The following is an 18,674-nucleotide window of genomic DNA, read 5'->3' as shown; positions in this document are numbered from 1 at the left end:
GCTCACCCGAGCTCCGCACAGATATCGTGCGCGATCCTGCCCCGGAACGAGTGAGCGGTGGTGGTTGGGTCGAACGTCCACTGACCTCGGGTAATGATCAGGAAGGTGTCTTCGGCATTCACACTGACCGGCTGCCCGATCAGCGCAGGCCCCCTGAACACCTGAAGACCGGTCTGGGCGTCGACGAACGTCGGCCCGGACACGTTGTAGCTGCGCGACTCCCCCGTTGCGAGGTTCGTCACCGTCACCGCGACCGCGCCCGTGATGATGAGATCGCCGTTCGGCGATCCGGGCCTCACCACTGCGGCGCTTTCGCCAGAGATACGAAGCGGGAACGAGCAGTACTCGCCGGCAGGCGACAAGATCTCGAACGGCTCCCCGTTGGGCACAACCGGCGGCGCGGCCTGCGCTGCTTGGACCGCGACAAGACAACTGGCCAGCGCGACCGCCAGCAGCGCAAACGAACGCATGATGCGAAGCATGATTTCCCCCTCTCGCCTGGCGCCACCCACGCCAGACCACTCCGGCCAGCCTGTGCAGCTCTTGCGAAGCGAGTCAAGCGCTCGCCACGCGGCTAGTTGACTGAACTTCAGGGCTCCGATTGGCGTCGAGGCTGCCCGCTTCTTCCAGCGCGCCCCGCGCCCCGGAGCGTGCCCGGGTACGGACGTCCCGCAGACGCCCGTACCCGGGCAGCTCTCGCTGTCAGGGATTTACCAGAATCGTGGCACCGACGGCCGCAGAGATGGCCAGAACCGGGGTGTAAACGGCGGCGCAGTTCGCGTCCGCCTGGGTGCCCACGGTCTGCCCCCAGGCATGCACCTTGCCGTTCGAATAGGTACTGAGCACCGGACCGCCCGAATCGCCGCCCACGATGTTGCCTGCAGGCATCTTCACGCAGGTGAGGTCGCGGGTCGACGTTCCGTCGTCGAAGCCACGTGTCACGTTGGCGTCGGTGATCTCACCGCAGTGGGTGCCACCGTTCGCGCCGCTGAAGCAGACGTCTTCACCGATGTTGTCGTCCGAGTTCACATTGTCCGCACCGGCCACGACCCGTAGATCACTGGTTTGCGGGCCGCCGATCCACACGGTTGCGGTGACATATCCCACCGTCGGCCTGATCAGTTCGAAATCGGTGGGCCCGAAGTTGGCGAACCAGCGGCCGGCCACATACCCGATCCGCTGATTCGGATCGCCGTTGAAGACGCTGGTGTTGATCGTCCAGCAATGGCCGGCCGAGCTTGCGTAGTTGAGGTTGTCCGACCATCGCCGCCAAGAGAACCCCTGGGTGCACCAGGCCTTGCCCACCTGGCCGATGTCGGCGACTCGGTGGGTCAGGGCATTCCCGGCGTCCCACGGCGCCGTGTCGTTGTACCGCCCGGCGCGCGTCATGGGTTGAGAGATGACGAACCGCAACGGCACCTTGGCGCGGGCCATCGCCCGCCTTTCGAGTTCGGCAGACTTCACCGTGCTGCCGATCGTTACAACCGACTTGGTGGTGTCAGCAGTCACGAGGTTCACCAGGTGCGCCAGGTCGCCTGCCCATGCCTTGAAATCGGAGAGCTGGTCGACGGCCGTGTTCAGGGTCTTGTCCGGGATGGCAGCGAACCGAACCTTGACATCGGGGTTCACCGAAGCGGCGCGGAGCTTTTCACTGACCGTGGCGGTCAGGGTCGACGACTTGGCTCTGGCCGACGAGTCCCCGGTGACGACAACGGTGAGAGATCCATCAGTGGCCGTTTCCAGGTGCTGGTATTGCACACCGGCCGGCCAAGCCGCGTTCTTCAAAGCCGCGCGCGCTTTGGCTCGAGCGAGATACGCCTCCGAGAGGGGCGCGATATCAGCCTTGCTGACCGAAGGCCGAGGTGCGGGTTGAGCAGCCGAAGCGCCTGCTGCGGTGGCGCCGGCCGAAACCAACACCAACACGGCGACAAGTGACAATGATCTTCGCAATGGAGTAACTCCACATCTGCCGAGGGTGGGCGAGCCCACAGTCTCTACGCGAACCCCACCACAACTGAAGGCTTTTGCACCTAGTTGCAATCGGTCGATACCCGTCAAGCGAGTAGGGGCGGCGACGATGCCGAGGATGCATGCCACCCGAGCACGCGACGCAGGAGCGGGCGTAGCGGCGCGTGGGGATGAAACTCAGTCTTTGACGGATTCGAAACGGACCAGGATGACGGAGCCGATCGCGGACAGGACGAAGCCGGTGATGGCGCCCGGCCACCAGCCGGAGCGGACGGCGTCGTCGAGGACGAAGACGCCGACGGCGGCGGGGGTGATGGTCTGCAGGGCGATCATCGGGGTGGTTGCCAGGGTCACCGATCCGCGCTGCAACGCCAGCGAGTACAGGATGAACGCCAGCGCCCCGCTGATCGGCAGCGTGTACGTCGTCGGGCTTCGAAGCAGCTCGCCGATCGACCCGTCCTGCAGCAATCGCGCGGAGATGGCGACACCGGCGTACCCGAGTCCCGCGAGCAGACCAAGCAGGGCCGTGGAGACGCCGTGCTGCGAGCGACTGGCCACCGCACCGAGTACGGCGATCACGACGAGCCCGACGATGATGCCGATCGTCAGCCCGTGGTGGCGCGCGCTGTCACCCGCGGAGCCGGCCGACACCGCCAGCAGGCCGAGGCCGACGCAGACCCCGATCACAGCCGACCATTCCAGCCAGCTCAACTGATCCGACATCAGCCGGGTCGCAAGCAATGCCGTGACGACCAGACTGGCGGCGATCCCGGCCTGAGCCAGGTAGAGCGGCAGCAGACGCAGCGCGATGAAATGCAGCGCGAACCCGGCCAAGTTGAGCACCAGCGCACCCAAGAACGCGGGCTGCTTGAGCAGTGCGACGACGAACCCGCCGAGACGGCGCGGGTCCAGCTCCGACTCCGTCGGCACCTTGCGCGAGCCGACCGCCTGGAGGATCGAGGCCACACCGAAGAGCACCGCGGCACCGAGCGCCGCGCCAAGACCAAGGACCATGAACTAAGCGACCCGCCGCCGCGGCACCCAGAACGTCAGGTACAGGCTGAGCACGGCGTAGTACAGGAGATAGGCCAGCGACACCGCGACCACGATCGCATTCGGGTCAGGCATCTGCGCGAGCAGTACGGCGTACGACGCCAGCCAGATCGCGGTGGTGAGCAGGTTGAGCGACCGGAACGCCTTGGTCCGCGACGGGTAGACGTACTTCACCGGGATGAACACCAGCACCGAGCAGACCACCAGGATGACGCCGGTGGCGGCCGGGCCCAGCCCAAGGATCACGACGTAGAAGGCAACCACGTTCCAGTAGCTGGGGAAGCCGAGGAAGAAGTGGTCGTCGGTCTTCGCGTCGACCCGGCAGAACTGGTAGCTGGAGGCAAGCAATGGCAGCGCGGCCAGTACGGCGCCCCACGCGCCGGACGGCAGGTAGTGGCCGGTCCAGAGCAGCACGATCGGGGCGAACGCGTAGGTGAGGTAGTCGACGATGTTGTCCAGCATCGCGCCGTCGAACCACGGGATGGTCTCCTTCACCCGCAGCCGGCGTGCGAGCATCCCGTCGGTACCGTCGATCACCAGCGCCGCCAGACCGAGCCAGAGCGCGCGTACGGCGTCTCCGTCGATCGCGGCGATGACGATCAGCAGCGCGAGCACCGTTCCGCTCGCGGTATAGGCATGCAGTGCCAGTCCGGCCAGACGCAACCGCGTCGACCCGGCGAACGGTTCCTGCACCGCGTCGTGTGTGGTCAGGACGACTCCCAGAACTCAGTCGACGCAGCAGCGCCGGGCCGGGTCGATGCAACCCGGCCGCCGCCAGCGTCTCACAAGCCAGGCGCGGCCCCGCTGACCACCTGCCGATCTGTACGACGAATTGACGCGCTACTTGACCGGATCGAGCACGAACAGCGGGATCTTCCGGGTGGTCTTGGTCTGGTACTCGGCGTACGGCGGGTAGGCCGCGACCGCGCGCTCCCACCACTCGTCGTACTCAGCGCCCTCGATCTCCCGGGCGACGAACTCACGAGTGACCGTGCCGTCCTGGAGAGTGAGCTTCGGGTCGGCCTTGAGGTTGTAGTACCAGACCGGGTTCTTCGGAGCGCCGCCGAGCGAGGCGACCGCGGCATACACACCGTTGTGCTCGACCCGCATCAGCGGCACCTTGCGGAGCTTGCCCGACTTGGCGCCGCGCATGGTCAGCAGCACGACCTTCATCCCCATGATGTCCACGGCCTCGGTGGGCCCGGCCGACTCGACCTTCTCCACCTGGGTGCGAACCCAGTCGGTCGGGCTCGGGGCGTAGTCGTCAGTGTTCGATGTCATACGACTAAGTCTAATGGTGACGCATCATCATCCGAAACGACCGCGTGTCGATGGTCAGGCGGGGGTCAGAGTCCGGGCGCGATCTCACTGAGGGCGGCGAGGCTGCCGTCCCACGCCTGAGCCGACGCCGCGAGGTGCTCCTTGCACGCCTCCTCGGTCAACTCCAGCCGGTCGAACCCACTCTCGACTACTCCGAGCCTGGTCCCCTCGCCTTCCGGCGTCAGGGTGAATTCGACCAGGTTCGAGTTCCCCGGCGCCGGCTCCACCCCTGGCTGTACGGCGTACCGGTAGGCGAACCGGCGTCCCGGCTCGACTTTCTCGACGAAACCGAAGTACTCCCCGTGCTCGTCCCAGCGCATCACCAGCCGCCCACCCGGCCGCAGGTCGATCTCCGCTCCGCCGAAGGCATACCAACGAGCGAACTCCTCTCCCTGCGTCACCGCGGACCACACCACCTCCGGCCGCGCAGCGACGTACACCTCACGCTCCACACTCTCCTCCATACCCACCACCCTCCCACTCCACCAGGCCGGAAGCGGTCAGGGGGCGCAGGACTGGAGTTGGGTGGCGGTGGCGATCTTGCCCTCGATCCAGCGGCGGCGGAGGAAGTGAGCCTTGAGCAGGCGGTGGATTCCGTCGAGTACGACGAGGCGGCCGCGGTACGCGACCAGATTGATCGGGTACTCGAGGTCGGCGTTCATCACCCGCTGGTAGTGCGCGCGGAAGTTCATCGGGGTGGCGGCGACCTGGTTCGGGGTGACCTTGAAGCGTTCGCCGTCGAGCTGCCACAACGGCAGCTCGAACATCCAGCTCAGGTCGGCGACCTCCACCGGCTCGGTCTTCAGATCCAGCGCCCACAACTTCTGCAACTGCCACCGGGTCGGCGGGAACGCCTCGCGCACCGCGTCCGGCATCAATGCGACCAGTTCCTCGAACGACAGGTCCGGCGCAGTCCGATCAGCTCCATCGATCGTCACGATCGAGGAGGCTACGCCATCAAGAGTGCTTGCGATGGATGATCACGATGGCCGAGTCGTCACCCGGTCCGCCGGCGGCCGCGACGAGTTCGGCCGCGCCGCCCTCGAATCCCTGGCCGACAAGGCGTTCCGCATGCCCGGCCAGCCGGTCGGTACCACGGCCGATGTCGCGGCGCGGCGTCTCGACCATCCCGTCGCTGTAGAGGAACAAGGCGTCGCCCGGCTTCAGCTGCCCGTGGTCCACCGAGAACTCCGGCGCCTCCATCAGCCCCAGCAACGGCCCGTCCGCTTCCCGCGTCTGCCAACGCCCCGACCACGCGTCGAACTGGATCGCCGGCGGATGACCGGCCGACCGTACGTCGAAGTCCCCGGTCCGCAGGTCGACGGCGACATGCACCACGGTGGCGAAGTCGTCGTCCCAATCCTGGCGACGCAGATAGCGGTTCGCCGACGGCAGGAACTCCTGCACCGGTACGACGCCGAGCAGCCCACCGAACGCACCGGACAGCAGCAGCGCCCGGGTCCCGGCATCGATTCCCTTGCCCGAGACATCGACCAGCGCGACCTCCAGTACGTCGTCGCGCACAGTCGACACCACGAAGTCGCCGGAGAACGTCGACCCACCCGCGGACTGGATCGCGACCTCGGCCCGCCAGGCCGGCGGCAGTGTCGGCAGCTCCCCCTGCGCGGTGAGGGTGTCGCGCAACTCCATCAGCATCGACTCACCCCGAGTCCCGGGCACCCCGAGCCGGCTGCGCACCTTCGCACCGGTGATCACGATCCAGCCGACCACCCCGAGCACCAGCACGAACCCGGTCTTCGGCAGATCCGGTGGCCGCGACATCACGACGTACGCGCCGAAGGCAACATTGATCAGGGTCAGCGCGACCAACTGGCGGAACCGCAGCAGCAGGCCGCCGAGCAGCAGCGGAATGATCAGGATCGACGCGGGCACATGCGTGGGCGAGGCCAGGCTGGCGGCCGCGAAGGCGATCGTCATCACCAGCAGCGCGGCGAACGCCGCCTGGTGTGATCGACGGGCACGACGAACCAGTCCCTCGACCCGGCGGCCGATGCGTCGTACCTCAGCGAGACCGCTCATGGTGTGAAGAAGATAACGGCACCGACGGGTCCGCGCATCAGATCGTCACAAAACTGTGAAGGTTCAGCCCTTGCGAGTGAGACCGGTCCGTTGGCACTTCGGGCACCAGAACAAGTTGCGCCCGGCCAGGATCTCGGTCCGGATGACCGAATGGCAGACGTGGCAGCGCTGACCTTGCCGCCGGTACACGTACACCTCGCCGCCATGGTCGTCCTGCCGTGGGTCGCGTCCCATCGCCTCGGGCGTGTGGTCGTCGGCAACGGTATCGATCCGGCCGGTCTCGACGCCGTACTTCATCAGCTCCAGCAGGTCGTCCCACATCCCCTGCCACTCGCGTTTCTTCACCAGATGGCCGCGCGTCATCGGATGCAGCTTCGCCCGGAACAGGACCTCGGCGCGATAGACGTTGCCGACCCCACTCAACACCTCTTGGTCCATCAGCAGCTGGCCGATCGGCAGCTTGCTGCGATGGATCCGCTTCCATGCGAGCTCCGGATCCGCGTCGTCGCGCAACGGGTCCGGTCCGAGCCGCGCGATCAGCGCCTCGCGCTCCCCGTCCGTCAGCACCTCACACACCGTCGCTCCCCGGAGATCGGCGTACGACGTCGCGTTCTGCAACCGGAGGCGGACCTGCCCGACCGGCTCGGGCACAGGCGCCGGGCCGAAGTCGACCTTGCCGATCAGGCCGAGGTGGATGTGCAGCCAGCCGGCGCCCTCGAAGTCGGCGAGGAAGTGCTTGCCGTGGGCCTCGGTCTGCCGCAGCACGTGCCCGTTCAGCAGCGCGGCGCCGTCGACGAACCGGCCCTGCGGACTGGACGCCCCGACCGGCCGGCCGCCGAACGCATCCCAGACGTCGTTCGCCAACCGGTGCAGAGTATGACCTTCAGGCATGATTCCTCATATGGGGACAACAGGTGGTAGGAGCGGTCCGCCGACTCCCGCGGTGGTTGGTACCGGCCGCTCGATGCGGGCGCGGGACGTGTCACGGCCCCGTCAGCCGGTGAACCGCCGTCCGGTGGAGCCGCCGGCCGACCGGACGAGTGAGAAGGATCAGGGCAAGGGCGGAAGTTCGCCGGTCGACTCGTAGGCAGTCAGCATGTCGATCCGCCGGGTGTGCCGGGCCTCGCCGGAGTAGTCAGTGGCCAGGAAGGTGTCGACGAACGAGGTCGCCTCGTCCTCGGAATGCATCCGCGCACCGACGCTGATCACGTTGGCGTTGTTGTGCTCACGCCCCAGCCGCGCGGTGTCGGTGCTCCAGGCCAGAATCGCCCGTACGCCCTTCACCTTGTTCGCGGCGATCTGCTCGCCGTTGCCCGAGCCGCCGATCACGATGCCGAGGCTGCCCGGCTCCTGCACCACCGCCTCACCGGCCCGCAGGCAGTACGGCGGGTAGTCGTCGACGGCGTCGTACACGGCCGGACCGTGGTCGACGACGTCATGTCCGGCAGCCTTCAGGTGCTGGACGACATGGTTCTTCAGTTCAAAGCCGGCATGGTCGGAGCCGATATGCACTCGCATGGCCTGCAATCTACTGTCCTCCGCGCAACGTGCGTACGCCGCCTGGCACCGTCAGGGCTGCCGTCAGCCGCGTCACTTCGGAGTACGCCGTCTCGTACGGCGTACCGGCCGGATGCAGCGTGAAGACCGCGACGATGGTCCGGTCGTCCGGCCCGACTGTTCCGGTGGTGTGCAGCGCGTCGCTGTGGAGGTCAACCGGGGAGTCGACGGGCTTGGCTGTGTCCGAGCCGTAGCCGCTCGAGCCGAGGAAGCCGGACCAGCCCTGCTTGATGCTGAAGTCCGGGGCGAACACCGACGCGATCCCGAAGTACTGGTCGAACCCGTCCGTGCCGTGCCTGGTCGGCTGGTGCAGCAGGCCCATCACGTAGTCCCGGACCTGTAGCGGCGCCTCGTCCAGCAGGTACTGGTAGATGCGGACGGTATCGGCTGCCGTGATGGCGACGTACCCCCAGTGGCCGGCGTGAGTGGGCGGCGGCCCGGCCGTCTGGGTCAGGCCGAGCCGCTTCACCATTCGGTCGATGATCGCCGTACCACCGAGGTGGTCCCAGTAATAGCTCGCCGCGTCGTCGTCGCTACTGCGCAGCATCACTTCGAGCCGCTCCCGGTCCGCGGCCGGTACGTCGTACGCCGGACCGCGGTCCCAGAGGTAGTCGAGGACGATGAGCAGCTTCACCACCGACGCGGACCGGAACCGGTGGTCCGCGTTGTGTTGCTCGACAAACTCCCCGGTCTGTCTGTCGAACACGGCGATGCCGGCCTTCAGATCACGCAGCGTCATTTGGTACCTACTCACCACGTATACCCCCACCCCGAGCGGGAGCGAGGGAGTTTGATCAAATCGTTGGTGAGTAACCTTCACCAGCACGCGCCGCTCAGTTCAAGCCTTGAACCACAGACCGAAATCTCAGTCGAAGATCGGGCCGCGATCCCGAGTGCGCTTGAGCTCGAAGAAGCCTTCGGTGCCGGCGACCAGGCGGACGCCGTCCCAGAGCTTGCCGGCCGCCTCACCCTTGGGCGCGGGCGTCACCACCGGGCCGAAGAAGGCCGAGCCCTCGACCGCGATGACCGGCGTACCGACCTCCATACCCACCTGGTCCATCCCCTCGAAGTGGGACTTCTTCAGCGCGTCGTCGTAGCGGTCGGTGCCGGCAGCCTCGATCAGGGACGGGGGCAGGCCGACCTCGGCGAGGGCCTCCTTCACCACGTCGCCCTTGCCGTCGCCGACGCCGCGGCCGTCGACGTGGATGCGGTTGCCGAGCGCGGTGTACAGCGGCAGCAGCACCTCGTTGCCGTGCGCCTGCTCTGCGGCGATCAGCACCCGGACCGGGCCCCAGAGATTGACCAGATTGGCCTTGTACTCCTCGGGCAGGTCGTCCCGCCCGTCGTTCAGGACGGCGAGGCTCATCACGTGCCAGGTCGTCTTCACATCGCGGACCTGCTCGACCTCGAGCATCCAGCGAGACGTCATCCAGGCCCAGGGGCAGGCCGGGTCGAACCAGAAATCAGCGGAGGCAGTCATATTCACCATCATACAAAATTGAAGAACCTCAGATACCGGCTTGGTATCCAATACCCAATGTCGGGGGGAAACCCTCAGCCAAGGCGACAACCAGGTGCATAGGATGCCGACATGCCTGGAACCAACCTGACGCGCGACGAGGCGCGTACCCGTGCGGGCGTGGTCAGCGACGTCAGCTACGCGATCGAGCTGGACCTGACCAACGCCCCGAGCGGCGCTCCGACCTTCGCGTCGGCGACCACCATCAGCTTCACCGCCACGGCTGGCGAGAGCACGTTCGCCGACCTGATCGCCGAGAAGGTCCGCGAGGTGACGCTGAACGGCCGCACGCTCGACCCGGAGACGGTGTACGACGGCGCGCGGATCCAGCTCGACGATCTCGCCGAGCGCAACGAACTGAAGGTCGTCGCGGACTGCACGTACTCGCGCACCGGTGAAGGGCTGCACCGCTCGGTCGACCCGGCGGACAAGGAGACCTACCTCTACACGCAGTTCGAGGTGCCCGACGCCCGCCGCGTCTTCACCACCTTCGAGCAGCCAGACCTCAAGGCCCCTTTCACTTTCACCGTGTCCGCCCCGGCGCGCTGGGTGGTCATCTCGAACGCTCCGACCCCCGAGCCGACGCCGTACTCCGGTGGAGGAGGTGAGGAGCTGGCCCGGTGGGAGTTCCCGCCGACCGAGCGGATGTCGACGTACATCACCGCTGTTGTGGCCGGTCCGTACCACGTGGTGACCGATGTCTACGAGGGTCCGCACGGGAGTTACCCGTTGTCGCTGCTGTGCCGTCCGTCGCTGCAGGAGGCACTGGACGTCCAGGACCTGTTCGAGGTGACCAAGCAGGGCTTCGAACTGTTCGAGAAGGCGTTCGGTACGCCGTACCCGTTCCACAAGTACGACCAGGCGTTCGTGCCGGAGTACAACATGGGCGCGATGGAGAACGCCGGTTGCGTGACGTTGCGGGACGAGTACCTGTTCCGCAGCCGGACGACGCACGCGGAGATGGAGAGCCGCGCCAACACCGTGCTGCACGAGCTCGCGCACATGTGGTTCGGCGACCTGGTCACGATGACCTGGTGGGACGACCTGTGGCTGAACGAGTCCTTCGCGGAGTGGGCCAGCCACTGGGCGCAGGCCGTCGCGACGACGAAGTACGCCGGCGCCTGGACCACCTTCTGCAACGCGCGGAAGAACTGGGCCTACCGCCAGGACCAGCTGCCCTCGACGCACCCGATCGCGGCCGACATGGTCGACTTCCACGCGGTCGAGGTGAACTTCGACGGCATCACCTACGCCAAGGGCGCGTCGACGCTGCGGCAGCTGGTCGCGTTCGTCGGTGAGGACACGTTCATCCGGGCGCTCAAGGAGTACTTCTCCGACCACGCCTTCGGCAACACCGAGCTGACCGACCTGCTGAAGCCGCTGGAGAAGGCGTCCGGGCGCGACCTGGACGACTGGACCGAGCGCTGGCTGCGGACCGCCGGCGTGAACACGTTGCGCGCCGACTTCGCCGTCGACGACTCGGGAGCCTTTACGTCGTTCGCGATCGAGCAGACCGCGGTCGAGGACTTCCCCACGTTGCGTCCGCACCGGCTGGCCGTCGGACTGTACCGCCGTACTGACGAAGGCCTGGTCCGGACCGAGCGGTTCGAGGTCGACATCGACGGACCGCGCACCGACCTGCCCGAGCTCGTCGGCGCGACGCAGCCGGACCTGGTTCTGCTCAACGACGACGACCTCACCTACGCCAAGATCCGGCTGGACGAGCGGTCCCGCGCGACGCTGGTCGAGTCGATCGACCAGCTCACCGAATCGTTGCCGCGGGCTCTGGCCTGGGGCGCGGCCTGGGACATGACCCGGGACGCCGAGATGCCGGCCAGTCAGTACGTCGGCATCGTGCTGCGCGGGATCAAGGCCGAGACGGACCTGACCGGCGTCCGGGCGCTGCTGGGCCAGGCGACGAGCGCGATCAACCTCTACTCGGCTCCGGCGAACCGGCCGGCGCTGCGGGCGCAGTTCGAGGAGGCGCTGGCGGAGCTGCTCGCCGCGGCCGAGCCTGGCAGCGACCACCAGCTCGCGTTCGCCCGGGCGTATTCCTCCGCGGTGTTCTCCTCCGAGGGCACGGACCGGCTCGCCGCATGGGTGGACGACCGGGACCTGCCGGACGGTCTGGTGGTCGACACCGATCTGCGCTGGACGCTGATCGTCGCCCTGGCCCGGCTGGGCCGGATCGGCGCCGACGAGATCGACGACGAGCTGACCCGCGACACCACCATCACGGGCCAGGAGCGCGCCGCTCAGGCGCGTGCGGCCCGGCCGACCGCCGAGGCCAAGGAAGACGCGTGGCGGATCGCGGTCGAGTCCGGCGACACCCCGAACGAGACGCAGTTCCGCACCATCCTCGGCTTCCAGCAGCCAGGCCAGGAGGAGCTGCTCCGGCCGTACGTCGAGAAGTACCTGAGCGCGGCCAAGGACGTCTACACCCGCCTCGGCTCGTCCATGGGTGAGAACGTGCTCGTCTACCTCTCGCCGCGCAACCTGCCGGAGCAGGCGACCCTGGACGCGTTGTCGAGCTGGCTGGAGACCGAGTCGTCGTCGGTGGACGCACCCACCCTCCGCTACGTCTCCGAAGCCCGCGCCGACCTCACGCGCGCTCTGACCGCACAGGCCAAAGACAGCTGACAAATCCGCGCTTGAGACCCGGGGCGGGGTAGAACAGTGTGGTGCCTGCTTCTGACCCCGCCCTGGCTGGTGCGGCCGCCGTTGCCCTGACCGGACTCGCCGGGGCGTACCGCCCGCGCCCCGTCACGCCCCTGATGCCCTGGCGCTACCCACACCGTTTGGTGAAGCCGTACGTCGTCACTGCGCGCGGACGCCAGTGGGACGACAACATGGTCGAGCTCGCCCGCGGCACGGCCACCAGGCAGCTCGAGTTCGACGACGCGATGGGTGCCATCGGGCTGGCCGTCGTCGTACTGCACCTGGGCACCGACGGCATCTACCTCGTCGTGCAGAGCTGGGCTCGCGACTTCCAATCCCGCTTGAGCATCTTCAGCGGGATCGAGGCCGACGACCTCCGCCCGGCCCCGATCGGCGCCGGGCCCTGCATCTGGGAACAAGAAGTGCTCAGCCATGAACGGGCGTCGTACGTCACCCACATCCTCACCGGCGACGTAGACATCGACGCCTGGCTGGACGACGCCCTCGACACCCGCCCCCAACCCAAGCACGGCGGAATCCCCTCCGGCACTTAGTGCGACCGAGGGATGGCATTTCGGTAGTAGTCAAACGATTGCTCGTCGGCGGATTGTGAGGGGATGAACGCGGGGCGCGATTTGCTTGTAGGGAAGGAGATTCTCACCACTGAGTGGGTCTCACTTTTGCGCTGGATCGGTTTAAGCTGACGCGGAAATATTCGCCACAGGGGAATCTGCTGAGGAGCCCTTGCCGTGACACGCGTGGATCATCGAAAGCCGCGACGGTCCTCTCGGGGACGGAAGGCTCAGCGGTCGCATGCCGCGGTGGGTGCGGCGATCGTGGCCAGTGCCGCGATGGTGGCGGTGTTCGCGTTCATCCTGACCAAGGGGTCGCCGTCGACGACCGAGGACGGCCTGCGGATGGGCGCCGTACCGAATGACTCCGCCGCCTCGGCACCCGCCGCTGGTTCGGTGGAGCCGTCGCCGTCGGCGAACAGCTCGAAGGCGGACCGCAAGCCGCCGGCCGCCGGCGCGACGGTACCGAGCGCCAAGGCGGCGCGGACGAGCGCGCCGGTGAACACCGGGCCGGAGTCACCGGCGTTCAAGCGCGGTCAGTGGATCGCGGTCCTCGACAAGTACCCGACCGATGTCGGGCTTGAGGCGGATCAGCTCGCGAAGAACACCGCGGCCAAACTGATCGCGGCGGGTATACCGGCGAAGGCGATGTTGGTCGACGGGCAGTACCCCGGGATCGCCAACAGCTCGATGGAGCCGGTCAGCGACACCTGGGTGGTGTACCTCGGCCCCGGTACGACGTCGGCGCAGATGGAAGACCTGTGCTCCGCGCCGAAGACTCAGCGCGCGTACAACAGCCCGGCCTGCCCCACCTACGAACCGGCCGTCGCTCCCGGCTGATCGGTCGCCAGGCGGGCGTGCAGGTGGGAGTCGTGCCGCCGACCGGTGGCCTCGACGTAGTAGTCCCGCATGACGCCCTCGAGCTGGAAGCCTGCCCGGGTGGCGACGCGGCAGGAGCCCTCGTTCACGAGCGCGTGGTCGAGCGACAGCCGGTGTAGGCCGAGGCCGTCCCGTGCGAAGGCCCAGCGGGCTGCAGCGTCCAGTGCGCGAGCGCCCAGGCGGCGGCCGCGTGCAGCCGGGCTGACCCAGTAGGCCACGACTGCCTGGTCCGGGACGCGGTTGACGTCGCGGACCGTCACGCTGGCGAGCACCCAGTCGGTCTTGGCGTCCGCGACGGCGAAGACCGCGTTGCCACGTGCCCAGCCTTCGATGCGCGGCTCCAGCCACCGCAGGGCGCGCTTGTCGGCCGGCGTACGGATGACCGCCGTACCAGCGGTCCAGCGGAGGATGTCAGGGTCCCGCAGCGCCTCCGCCACCGCATCCTCGTCCGCGATGACGAACGGACGCAGTACGACGTCGTCCAGCTCGATGCGGTGCGGCTGGAGAGGCTGGGTCACTGCTTGTGTGGCTCGTTGGCGTGCAGCAGCTTCGGCAGGTGAGCGTGGTCGCCCAGCTGCTGGACGCCGGTGACCAGACCGCCGGTCAGGTCGCCGGTGGCGAAGGAGGTCTGCATGGTCAGCGCGGCCAGGCCGGCTGAGCTGTCCGAGAGCTGCCGCTTGGCAATGGCGCCGGTGACGATCTCCAGCCGGCGCCCGGCCGGGTCGACGTACACCAGGACACTCCGGTCCGGGTCGTCCAGCTCGTTGAGGAGCTCCAGGGCGAACGGGCGGGTCTCGGAGTCTGCACCACCGACGTACACGGAGAAGTGCAGGCCGGAAGTCTCCTCCGCGTGCCGGACGGCCTTCTCGATGTCGTAGAGCTGGTCGGGGGTGAATGCGTCACCAGCTGGCACTTGCGCCTCCGGTCGTACGGGCGACGCCGGCGGCGGTCGCGGTCGTGCCCGGCGCACCGGGCAGCTCAGGCAGGTGGGCGGGGTCCGGCTTGGTGGCGGTCGGTCCGTTGATCCAGACCGGCGGGGCCCACCAGGACAGGCCCGGGCGGTAACGCGGTCCACTCGCGATCGACGACGAGAAGACGAGCAACGCCACCACCGCCACGACCAGCACGGGGATGCCGACAAACACCAGCAAGGTGTGGCCGGAAAGCTCAGCAATCACGAACCAGAGCCTAGCCCCCGCCAACCCGCCTACGTCAGCAGCCTCCGCAGTTGTAGTAGGTGATGTCCCAGTGGTTGCCTTCGTTGGCGTAGATGTTGCCGGCGCCGGAGCGCCACTGCTGGGCGCCGTCGCCGCGGTCGGCGATGCGGGTGAAGGTGTTGCGGATGTAGTTGCTGACGCAGGTGTAGACGGAGATGTCGACCTTGTAGCCGTTGCGGTGGCTGTACGTGCCGCTGGCGTGACCGACCTCGGTGCCGCCGGTGATGTTCACCGCGCATCCACTCGCCTGCTTCAGCGTGCGTACGCCGTACACGGTGCTGTCGTTGATGTTGGTGAACGACGTACACGTGGAGTTGTTCCAGTCCGAGCAGTTGCCGCTGGACGACCAGGTGATCCCGGCGGCGCTGAAGATCGCGGCAGCCTGCGAGTGCGTCATCTTGGTGAGCGCAGACGCCTGCTCGACCACGACCACACCTGGCAGCAGACCAGCGAGTACGGCGACCAAGGGGACCAGGATTCGACGAAGCATGGGGGACACTCCTCGAGATAGGGGCGGATATCTCATGGAGTGTCCCTCAGGAAAGTAATTGACGGAACCTCTCACCGAATCAGAAATGAACATCCGCACACTCGTAGAAGGCTCAACGGTTCGTAAGCGAGTGATGACAGAGAGCTAGATGTTCAGCGCGCCGATCAGCCGGCGGAGCCGCTGGTTGTTCGGCAGATCCTCGATCAGCACCGGTTCGCCGTCCGGCCCACCGAGCGGCACCCGCCAGTTCGGATACTCGTCCGTGGTCCCCGGCTGGTTCTGAGTACGACGCTCGCCGATAGCGTCGGTCAGCGCCACCCCGACCAGCTTCGCTGGGGTATGAGCGACGTACCGGTGCAGTGCCTCGACGATGCGCTCTACGTCGCCGTCGGTGTTGCTGAGCAGGTGCCGCTCGCGGAGTGCGTTCAGCCAGGAGTCCCGCTCGGCCTCGTCTACCTCGAGCTCCTCAGCGACCGGTCTGGTCAGCAGCCCGAGCTGATGGCGCAGCTCGACGTGGTCCCCAGCCAGGTAACCGGCGGTCGGCGGCAGGTCGTGCGTGGTCACCGTGGCCAGGCACAGTTCGCGCCAGCGCTCCGGCGCCAGCGGCTTGCCGTCCTGGTCACGCTCGAACCACAGCACCGACGTACCGAGCACACCGCGCTCAGTGAGGTAGTCACGCACCCACGGCTCGACCGTGCCGAGGTCCTCCCCCACCACGGTCACACCGGCGCGCGTCGCCTCCAGCACGAGGATGCCGACGAGCGCCTCGTGGTCATAGCGCACGTACGTGCCCTCGGTCGGCCGCTCCGGCGACGTCACCCACCAGAGCCGGAACATGCCGAGGATGTGGTCGATCCGCAGCCCACCGCCGTGCCGCATCACCGCACGGACCAGATCCCTCCACGCCGCATAGCCTGTCTCGGCCAGGGCGTTCGGGCGCCACGGCGGCTGCGACCAGTCCTGCCCCTGCTGGTTGAACGCGTCCGGCGGGGCTCCGACGTGGATACCCGGCGCCAGCACGTTCTGCAGCGCCCACGCGTCCGCACCGTCCGGATGCACCCCGACAGCCAGATCGTGTACGACGCCCAGCGACATCCCGGCGGCTTTGGCCCGGGCCTGGGTACGGGCGAGCTGCTCGTCCAGCTGCCACTGCAGCCAGCAGTGGAACTCCACCGCATCCGGGTTCTCGTTGCGGAAGGCAACAACTGCGGACGACGTCGGGTCCTGCAGCTCCTCGGGCCATTTGCTCCACTCCGGCCCGTGTACGTCGGCGATCGCCGCCCAGGTGGCGAAGTCGATCAGTCCCTGGCTCTCGCGGTCGCAGTAGGCGCCGTACTCCGCGATGCGGCCGATCGACGGTCGGACGCCGAACAGCAGCTGCAGCGCCTCTCGCTTGGCGGCCCAGACGGTGTCGCGGTCCAGTGCGGTCGGGTCCTCACTCAGCGCGCGGGTCTGCAGGCTCAGGGCCCGGACCCGATCCCGCTCAGCCGGCGCAAGATCGCCGTACTCGTCGATGTCCTCGATGCGGAGGTAGATCGGGTTGCCGAAGCGGCGCGAGGCAGGGAGGTACGGCGAGGGCTCCATCCGGCCGGTCGTCTCGGCTGCATGCAGCGGGTTCACCAGGACGAAGCCGGCACCCAGGTCGTTCGCAGACCACGCAGCCAGGTCAGCGAGATCGTGCAGGTCGCCAATGCCCCAGGAGCGGCGGGAGCGGACGGAGTACAGCTGCAGCACCCACCCCCAGGTACGGCGTAGGTTCTCCGGCTCCAGCTTGCGTGGGGTGACGATGAGCGTGCTGACCGAGATCTCCGGGCTACCGCCGATCCGCGCACACAGGCGGTGGTACCCGATCGGCAGGTCACCGGGCAGCTGGTACGTCGCCTCACCGATCTGGACACCGTCGACCCACTCCGGCTCGACCCAGTGCTCCTGCTGAAGGATGTCCCGCCGGTGACTGCCATCCTCCAGATCGACCCACACCTCGGCACTCGACCCATGCGGCAGGTGTACGGCGAACCACGGCGTCCACCCCTCCCGCATCACCACAGTAGGAGGCAACGTACGACGCCAGCGCGCCTGCTGGTGCTCCGCCAGGGCATTGGCGGCCCGCTCGGGCGTAGACGCGTCCACACCGAGTGCCGCGAGTACTGCGGACACCACTTCGCTGGCGACGATCACATGCTCGCCCTGCCAGTTCCAGTACTCCGTCGCCACGCCATGGGCAATCGCTAGCTCGACAAGGGCCGGAGTAGGAGCAGTCACCCCAGCGAGTCTGCCGCATCAACCGCCCCAACGCGTAACGCCGCGCGCCGTACTGTTACGGGTTCGAGCGCCGACGGCTCAGCAGGAGTACGGCGAACAGCAGCGCCGCACTGGCCACGACCAGGCCAATAGCAACGCCTGCCACGTTGTCAGTGAGCTGGTAGAGCGCTGTCGGCCAGATCACCAGCAGGATCGCGCAGCCGACCACGGCGTACGCCGACGCGTGCCGGCGTCCGTACGCGACCAGCAGAGCCGCCGGACCAGCAGTCCCCACCGCCAGCGCCATCACCTCGCCACGGTCCTGGACCAGCCAGCAGATGGACGAACTGAACATCGCGGCCCCTGCCAGCGACCACGCGGTCACCTGATCCCGGACCAGTCCGATCATCGCCATCACGAAAGCGACCAGGATGAAGCCGGTGCCGGCGATGCCCGCACTGTTCGTCGCCGAGCCGGTGTCCGGAGTCAGGACATCTGCCGTGATCACCAGCACACCCACGGCCAAGATCCCGAACGTTGCCACCAGCAACGAAGAGCCGGCCAGCCACCACGTCCCGAGGGCGGCCAGCGCGAGCGCGACGGCGACACCGGCGACCCGGCCGGTCTCCCCTTCGATCGCGACGTAGGTGGCGAATCCGGCCACGCAGCAGCCGAGCGACGCGAGCGCCGAACTGAGCGTCTCGCGGCGGTGGAGCAGCGCGAGTACGGCGGCGGCGCCGAGCAGGATCACGGCGGCGCTGGTACCGGTGCTGACGCGGGCGGCGCGGCCCATCTCGCCCCAGTTCGCCACGGTGAGCAAGGCGACGGCGCCGAGGAGTAGCGCTCCGCCGATGTAGCCGAGCACTTCGATCAGCGCGTTCGTGTGCGCCGCGGCCGGCGGTGTCTTCGGCTTGGCCGGTGGCTCCGGCGGCGGCTTCACCGTCGGACGGCCCGGATCGGCGAGCGCTGCCTTGAGCTCCGCGTCGGCGGCGCCCCGCAGCGCATCGGCCTGGTACTGGCGCAGCACGCCCGCGCTCACGAGCCGGGACAGCTCGTCATCCAGCCGGCTGGGCATGCGATCGTCTCCCCTTGTCAGCCTTACTAAGATCGGGCGGCGAGATGCCTATTCTGACCAGCTACCTTGTGTCCGCGATCAGTCA

The 18,674-nt window shown here is 67.7% G+C and carries 21 protein-coding genes; 3 read left to right on the top strand and 18 right to left on the bottom strand.

The genetic code is table 11. The features are described from left to right. Positions 1-2 precede the first annotated feature (2 nt). The 12 genes from EV646_RS24830 to EV646_RS24775 form a co-directional block, all read right to left on the bottom strand. Positions 3-512, bottom strand: a complete 510-nt coding sequence (locus tag EV646_RS24830; protein WP_132152567.1) for a hypothetical protein — start codon at positions 510-512, stop codon at positions 3-5. A 190-nt stretch (positions 513-702) separates the two neighbouring features. Next, the gene (locus EV646_RS24825) at positions 703-1,923 is read right to left on the bottom strand and encodes a S1 family peptidase (RefSeq protein WP_132152565.1); all 1,221 of its coding nucleotides are present in this window, start codon (positions 1,921-1,923) and stop codon (positions 703-705) included. A 222-nt stretch (positions 1,924-2,145) separates the two neighbouring features. Then, on the bottom strand, positions 2,146-2,982 hold the full coding sequence (locus EV646_RS24820) for a hypothetical protein (protein ID WP_132152563.1): 837 nt from the start codon (positions 2,980-2,982) through the stop codon (positions 2,146-2,148). 3 nt (positions 2,983-2,985) lie between these two features. Continuing rightward, entirely contained in the window at positions 2,986-3,714 is a 729-nt protein-coding gene (locus EV646_RS24815) for a CDP-alcohol phosphatidyltransferase family protein (protein ID WP_132152561.1), read from the bottom strand. Positions 3,715-3,861: 147 nt separating this feature from the next. Further along, positions 3,862-4,302: a nitroreductase family deazaflavin-dependent oxidoreductase gene (locus tag EV646_RS24810; RefSeq protein ID WP_132152559.1), complete on the bottom strand. Its 441-nt coding sequence runs from the start codon at positions 4,300-4,302 to the stop codon at positions 3,862-3,864. Positions 4,303-4,367: 65 nt separating this feature from the next. Beyond that, on the bottom strand, positions 4,368-4,805 hold the full coding sequence (locus EV646_RS24805) for an SRPBCC domain-containing protein (protein WP_132152557.1): 438 nt from the start codon (positions 4,803-4,805) through the stop codon (positions 4,368-4,370). Between the two features lie 36 nt (positions 4,806-4,841). After that, on the bottom strand, positions 4,842-5,279 hold the full coding sequence (locus EV646_RS24800; RefSeq protein ID WP_241996306.1) for a hypothetical protein: 438 nt from the start codon (positions 5,277-5,279) through the stop codon (positions 4,842-4,844). 19 nt (positions 5,280-5,298) lie between these two features. Further along, the gene (locus EV646_RS24795) at positions 5,299-6,381 is read right to left on the bottom strand and encodes a PP2C family protein-serine/threonine phosphatase (RefSeq protein WP_132152553.1); all 1,083 of its coding nucleotides are present in this window, start codon (positions 6,379-6,381) and stop codon (positions 5,299-5,301) included. A 63-nt stretch (positions 6,382-6,444) separates the two neighbouring features. Next, positions 6,445-7,272, bottom strand: coding sequence for an Fpg/Nei family DNA glycosylase (locus EV646_RS24790; protein ID WP_132152551.1), 828 nt, complete (start codon positions 7,270-7,272; stop codon positions 6,445-6,447). Between the two features lie 159 nt (positions 7,273-7,431). Beyond that, a complete protein-coding gene (locus tag EV646_RS24785) occupies positions 7,432-7,899 on the bottom strand; it encodes a ribose-5-phosphate isomerase (protein WP_132152549.1) in 468 nt (155 codons plus the stop codon). Between the two features lie 10 nt (positions 7,900-7,909). After that, the gene (locus tag EV646_RS24780) at positions 7,910-8,692 is read right to left on the bottom strand and encodes a D-alanyl-D-alanine carboxypeptidase family protein (RefSeq protein WP_241996305.1); all 783 of its coding nucleotides are present in this window, start codon (positions 8,690-8,692) and stop codon (positions 7,910-7,912) included. 111 nt (positions 8,693-8,803) lie between these two features. Beyond that, positions 8,804-9,418, bottom strand: a complete 615-nt coding sequence (locus EV646_RS24775) for a mycothiol-dependent nitroreductase Rv2466c family protein (RefSeq protein WP_132152547.1) — start codon at positions 9,416-9,418, stop codon at positions 8,804-8,806. 111 nt (positions 9,419-9,529) lie between these two features. Between EV646_RS24775 and pepN the strand changes: the two genes are divergently transcribed. The 3 genes from pepN to EV646_RS24760 all read left to right on the top strand — a co-directional run bounded on the left by pepN (position 9,530) and on the right by EV646_RS24760 (position 13,527). Further along, positions 9,530-12,097 carry an aminopeptidase N gene (gene pepN, locus EV646_RS24770; protein WP_132152545.1) on the top strand — a complete coding sequence of 856 codons (2,568 nt, stop codon included), beginning with the start codon at positions 9,530-9,532 and terminating at the stop codon, positions 12,095-12,097. 41 nt (positions 12,098-12,138) lie between these two features. Beyond that, a complete protein-coding gene (locus tag EV646_RS24765; RefSeq protein ID WP_132152543.1) occupies positions 12,139-12,669 on the top strand; it encodes a hypothetical protein in 531 nt (176 codons plus the stop codon). A 267-nt stretch (positions 12,670-12,936) separates the two neighbouring features. Further along, positions 12,937-13,527 carry a hypothetical protein gene (locus EV646_RS24760; protein ID WP_132152541.1) on the top strand — a complete coding sequence of 197 codons (591 nt, stop codon included), beginning with the start codon at positions 12,937-12,939 and terminating at the stop codon, positions 13,525-13,527. Here EV646_RS24760 and EV646_RS24755 read toward each other — a convergent pair. The 6 genes from EV646_RS24755 to EV646_RS24730 all read right to left on the bottom strand — a co-directional run bounded on the left by EV646_RS24755 (position 13,500) and on the right by EV646_RS24730 (position 18,589). Continuing rightward, entirely contained in the window at positions 13,500-14,084 is a 585-nt protein-coding gene (locus EV646_RS24755) for a GNAT family N-acetyltransferase (protein ID WP_132152539.1), read from the bottom strand. The two genes, EV646_RS24760 and EV646_RS24755, sit on opposite strands and share 28 nt — an antisense overlap. Further along, positions 14,081-14,479 carry a DUF5130 family protein gene (locus EV646_RS24750; RefSeq protein ID WP_241996304.1) on the bottom strand — a complete coding sequence of 133 codons (399 nt, stop codon included), beginning with the start codon at positions 14,477-14,479 and terminating at the stop codon, positions 14,081-14,083. The genes EV646_RS24755 and EV646_RS24750 overlap by 4 nt, the downstream gene beginning before the upstream one ends. Beyond that, positions 14,466-14,744 (bottom strand): aa3-type cytochrome oxidase subunit CtaJ, encoded by a 279-nt coding sequence (gene ctaJ / locus EV646_RS24745; RefSeq protein WP_132152535.1) that lies wholly within the window; start codon positions 14,742-14,744, stop codon positions 14,466-14,468. Before ctaJ ends, EV646_RS24750 begins: the two co-directional genes overlap by 14 nt. 34 nt (positions 14,745-14,778) lie before the next feature. After that, positions 14,779-15,273, bottom strand: a complete 495-nt coding sequence (locus EV646_RS24740; protein WP_132152533.1) for a hypothetical protein — start codon at positions 15,271-15,273, stop codon at positions 14,779-14,781. 144 nt (positions 15,274-15,417) lie between these two features. Then, positions 15,418-17,535, bottom strand: a complete 2,118-nt coding sequence (malQ, locus tag EV646_RS24735) for a 4-alpha-glucanotransferase (RefSeq protein ID WP_132152531.1) — start codon at positions 17,533-17,535, stop codon at positions 15,418-15,420. A gap of 55 nt (positions 17,536-17,590) precedes the next feature. Then, entirely contained in the window at positions 17,591-18,589 is a 999-nt protein-coding gene (locus EV646_RS24730) for a hypothetical protein (RefSeq protein WP_132152529.1), read from the bottom strand. Positions 18,590-18,674: the final 85 nt, after the last annotated feature.

The organism is Kribbella antiqua (genome assembly GCF_004345665.1).
Classification (GTDB): Bacteria; Actinomycetota; Actinomycetes; order Propionibacteriales; family Kribbellaceae; genus Kribbella; species Kribbella antiqua.
The sequence above is the reverse complement of the archived record's forward strand: the minus strand, read 5'-3'. Positions and strand labels throughout refer to the sequence as shown.

Bases quoted from the DNA above. Each gene is read 5' to 3' on its own strand.
- EV646_RS24785 (WP_132152549.1), bottom strand. From the start codon at position 7,899: ATGCGAGTGCATATCGGCTCCGACCATGCCGGCTTTGAACTGAAGAAC.
- EV646_RS24790 (WP_132152551.1), bottom strand. From the start codon at position 7,272: ATGCCTGAAGGTCATACTCTGCACCGGTTGGCGAACGACGTCTGGGAT.
- EV646_RS24775 (WP_132152547.1), bottom strand. From the start codon at position 9,418: ATGACTGCCTCCGCTGATTTCTGGTTCGACCCGGCCTGCCCCTGGGCC.
- EV646_RS24730 (WP_132152529.1), bottom strand. From the start codon at position 18,589: ATGCCCAGCCGGCTGGATGACGAGCTGTCCCGGCTCGTGAGCGCGGGC.
- pepN (WP_132152545.1), top strand. From the start codon at position 9,530: ATGCCTGGAACCAACCTGACGCGCGACGAGGCGCGTACCCGTGCGGGC.
- EV646_RS24820 (WP_132152563.1), bottom strand. From the start codon at position 2,982: ATGGTCCTTGGTCTTGGCGCGGCGCTCGGTGCCGCGGTGCTCTTCGGT.
- EV646_RS24810 (WP_132152559.1), bottom strand. From the start codon at position 4,302: ATGACATCGAACACTGACGACTACGCCCCGAGCCCGACCGACTGGGTT.
- EV646_RS24805 (WP_132152557.1), bottom strand. From the start codon at position 4,805: ATGGAGGAGAGTGTGGAGCGTGAGGTGTACGTCGCTGCGCGGCCGGAG.
- EV646_RS24795 (WP_132152553.1), bottom strand. From the start codon at position 6,381: ATGAGCGGTCTCGCTGAGGTACGACGCATCGGCCGCCGGGTCGAGGGA.
- EV646_RS24740 (WP_132152533.1), bottom strand. From the start codon at position 15,273: ATGCTTCGTCGAATCCTGGTCCCCTTGGTCGCCGTACTCGCTGGTCTG.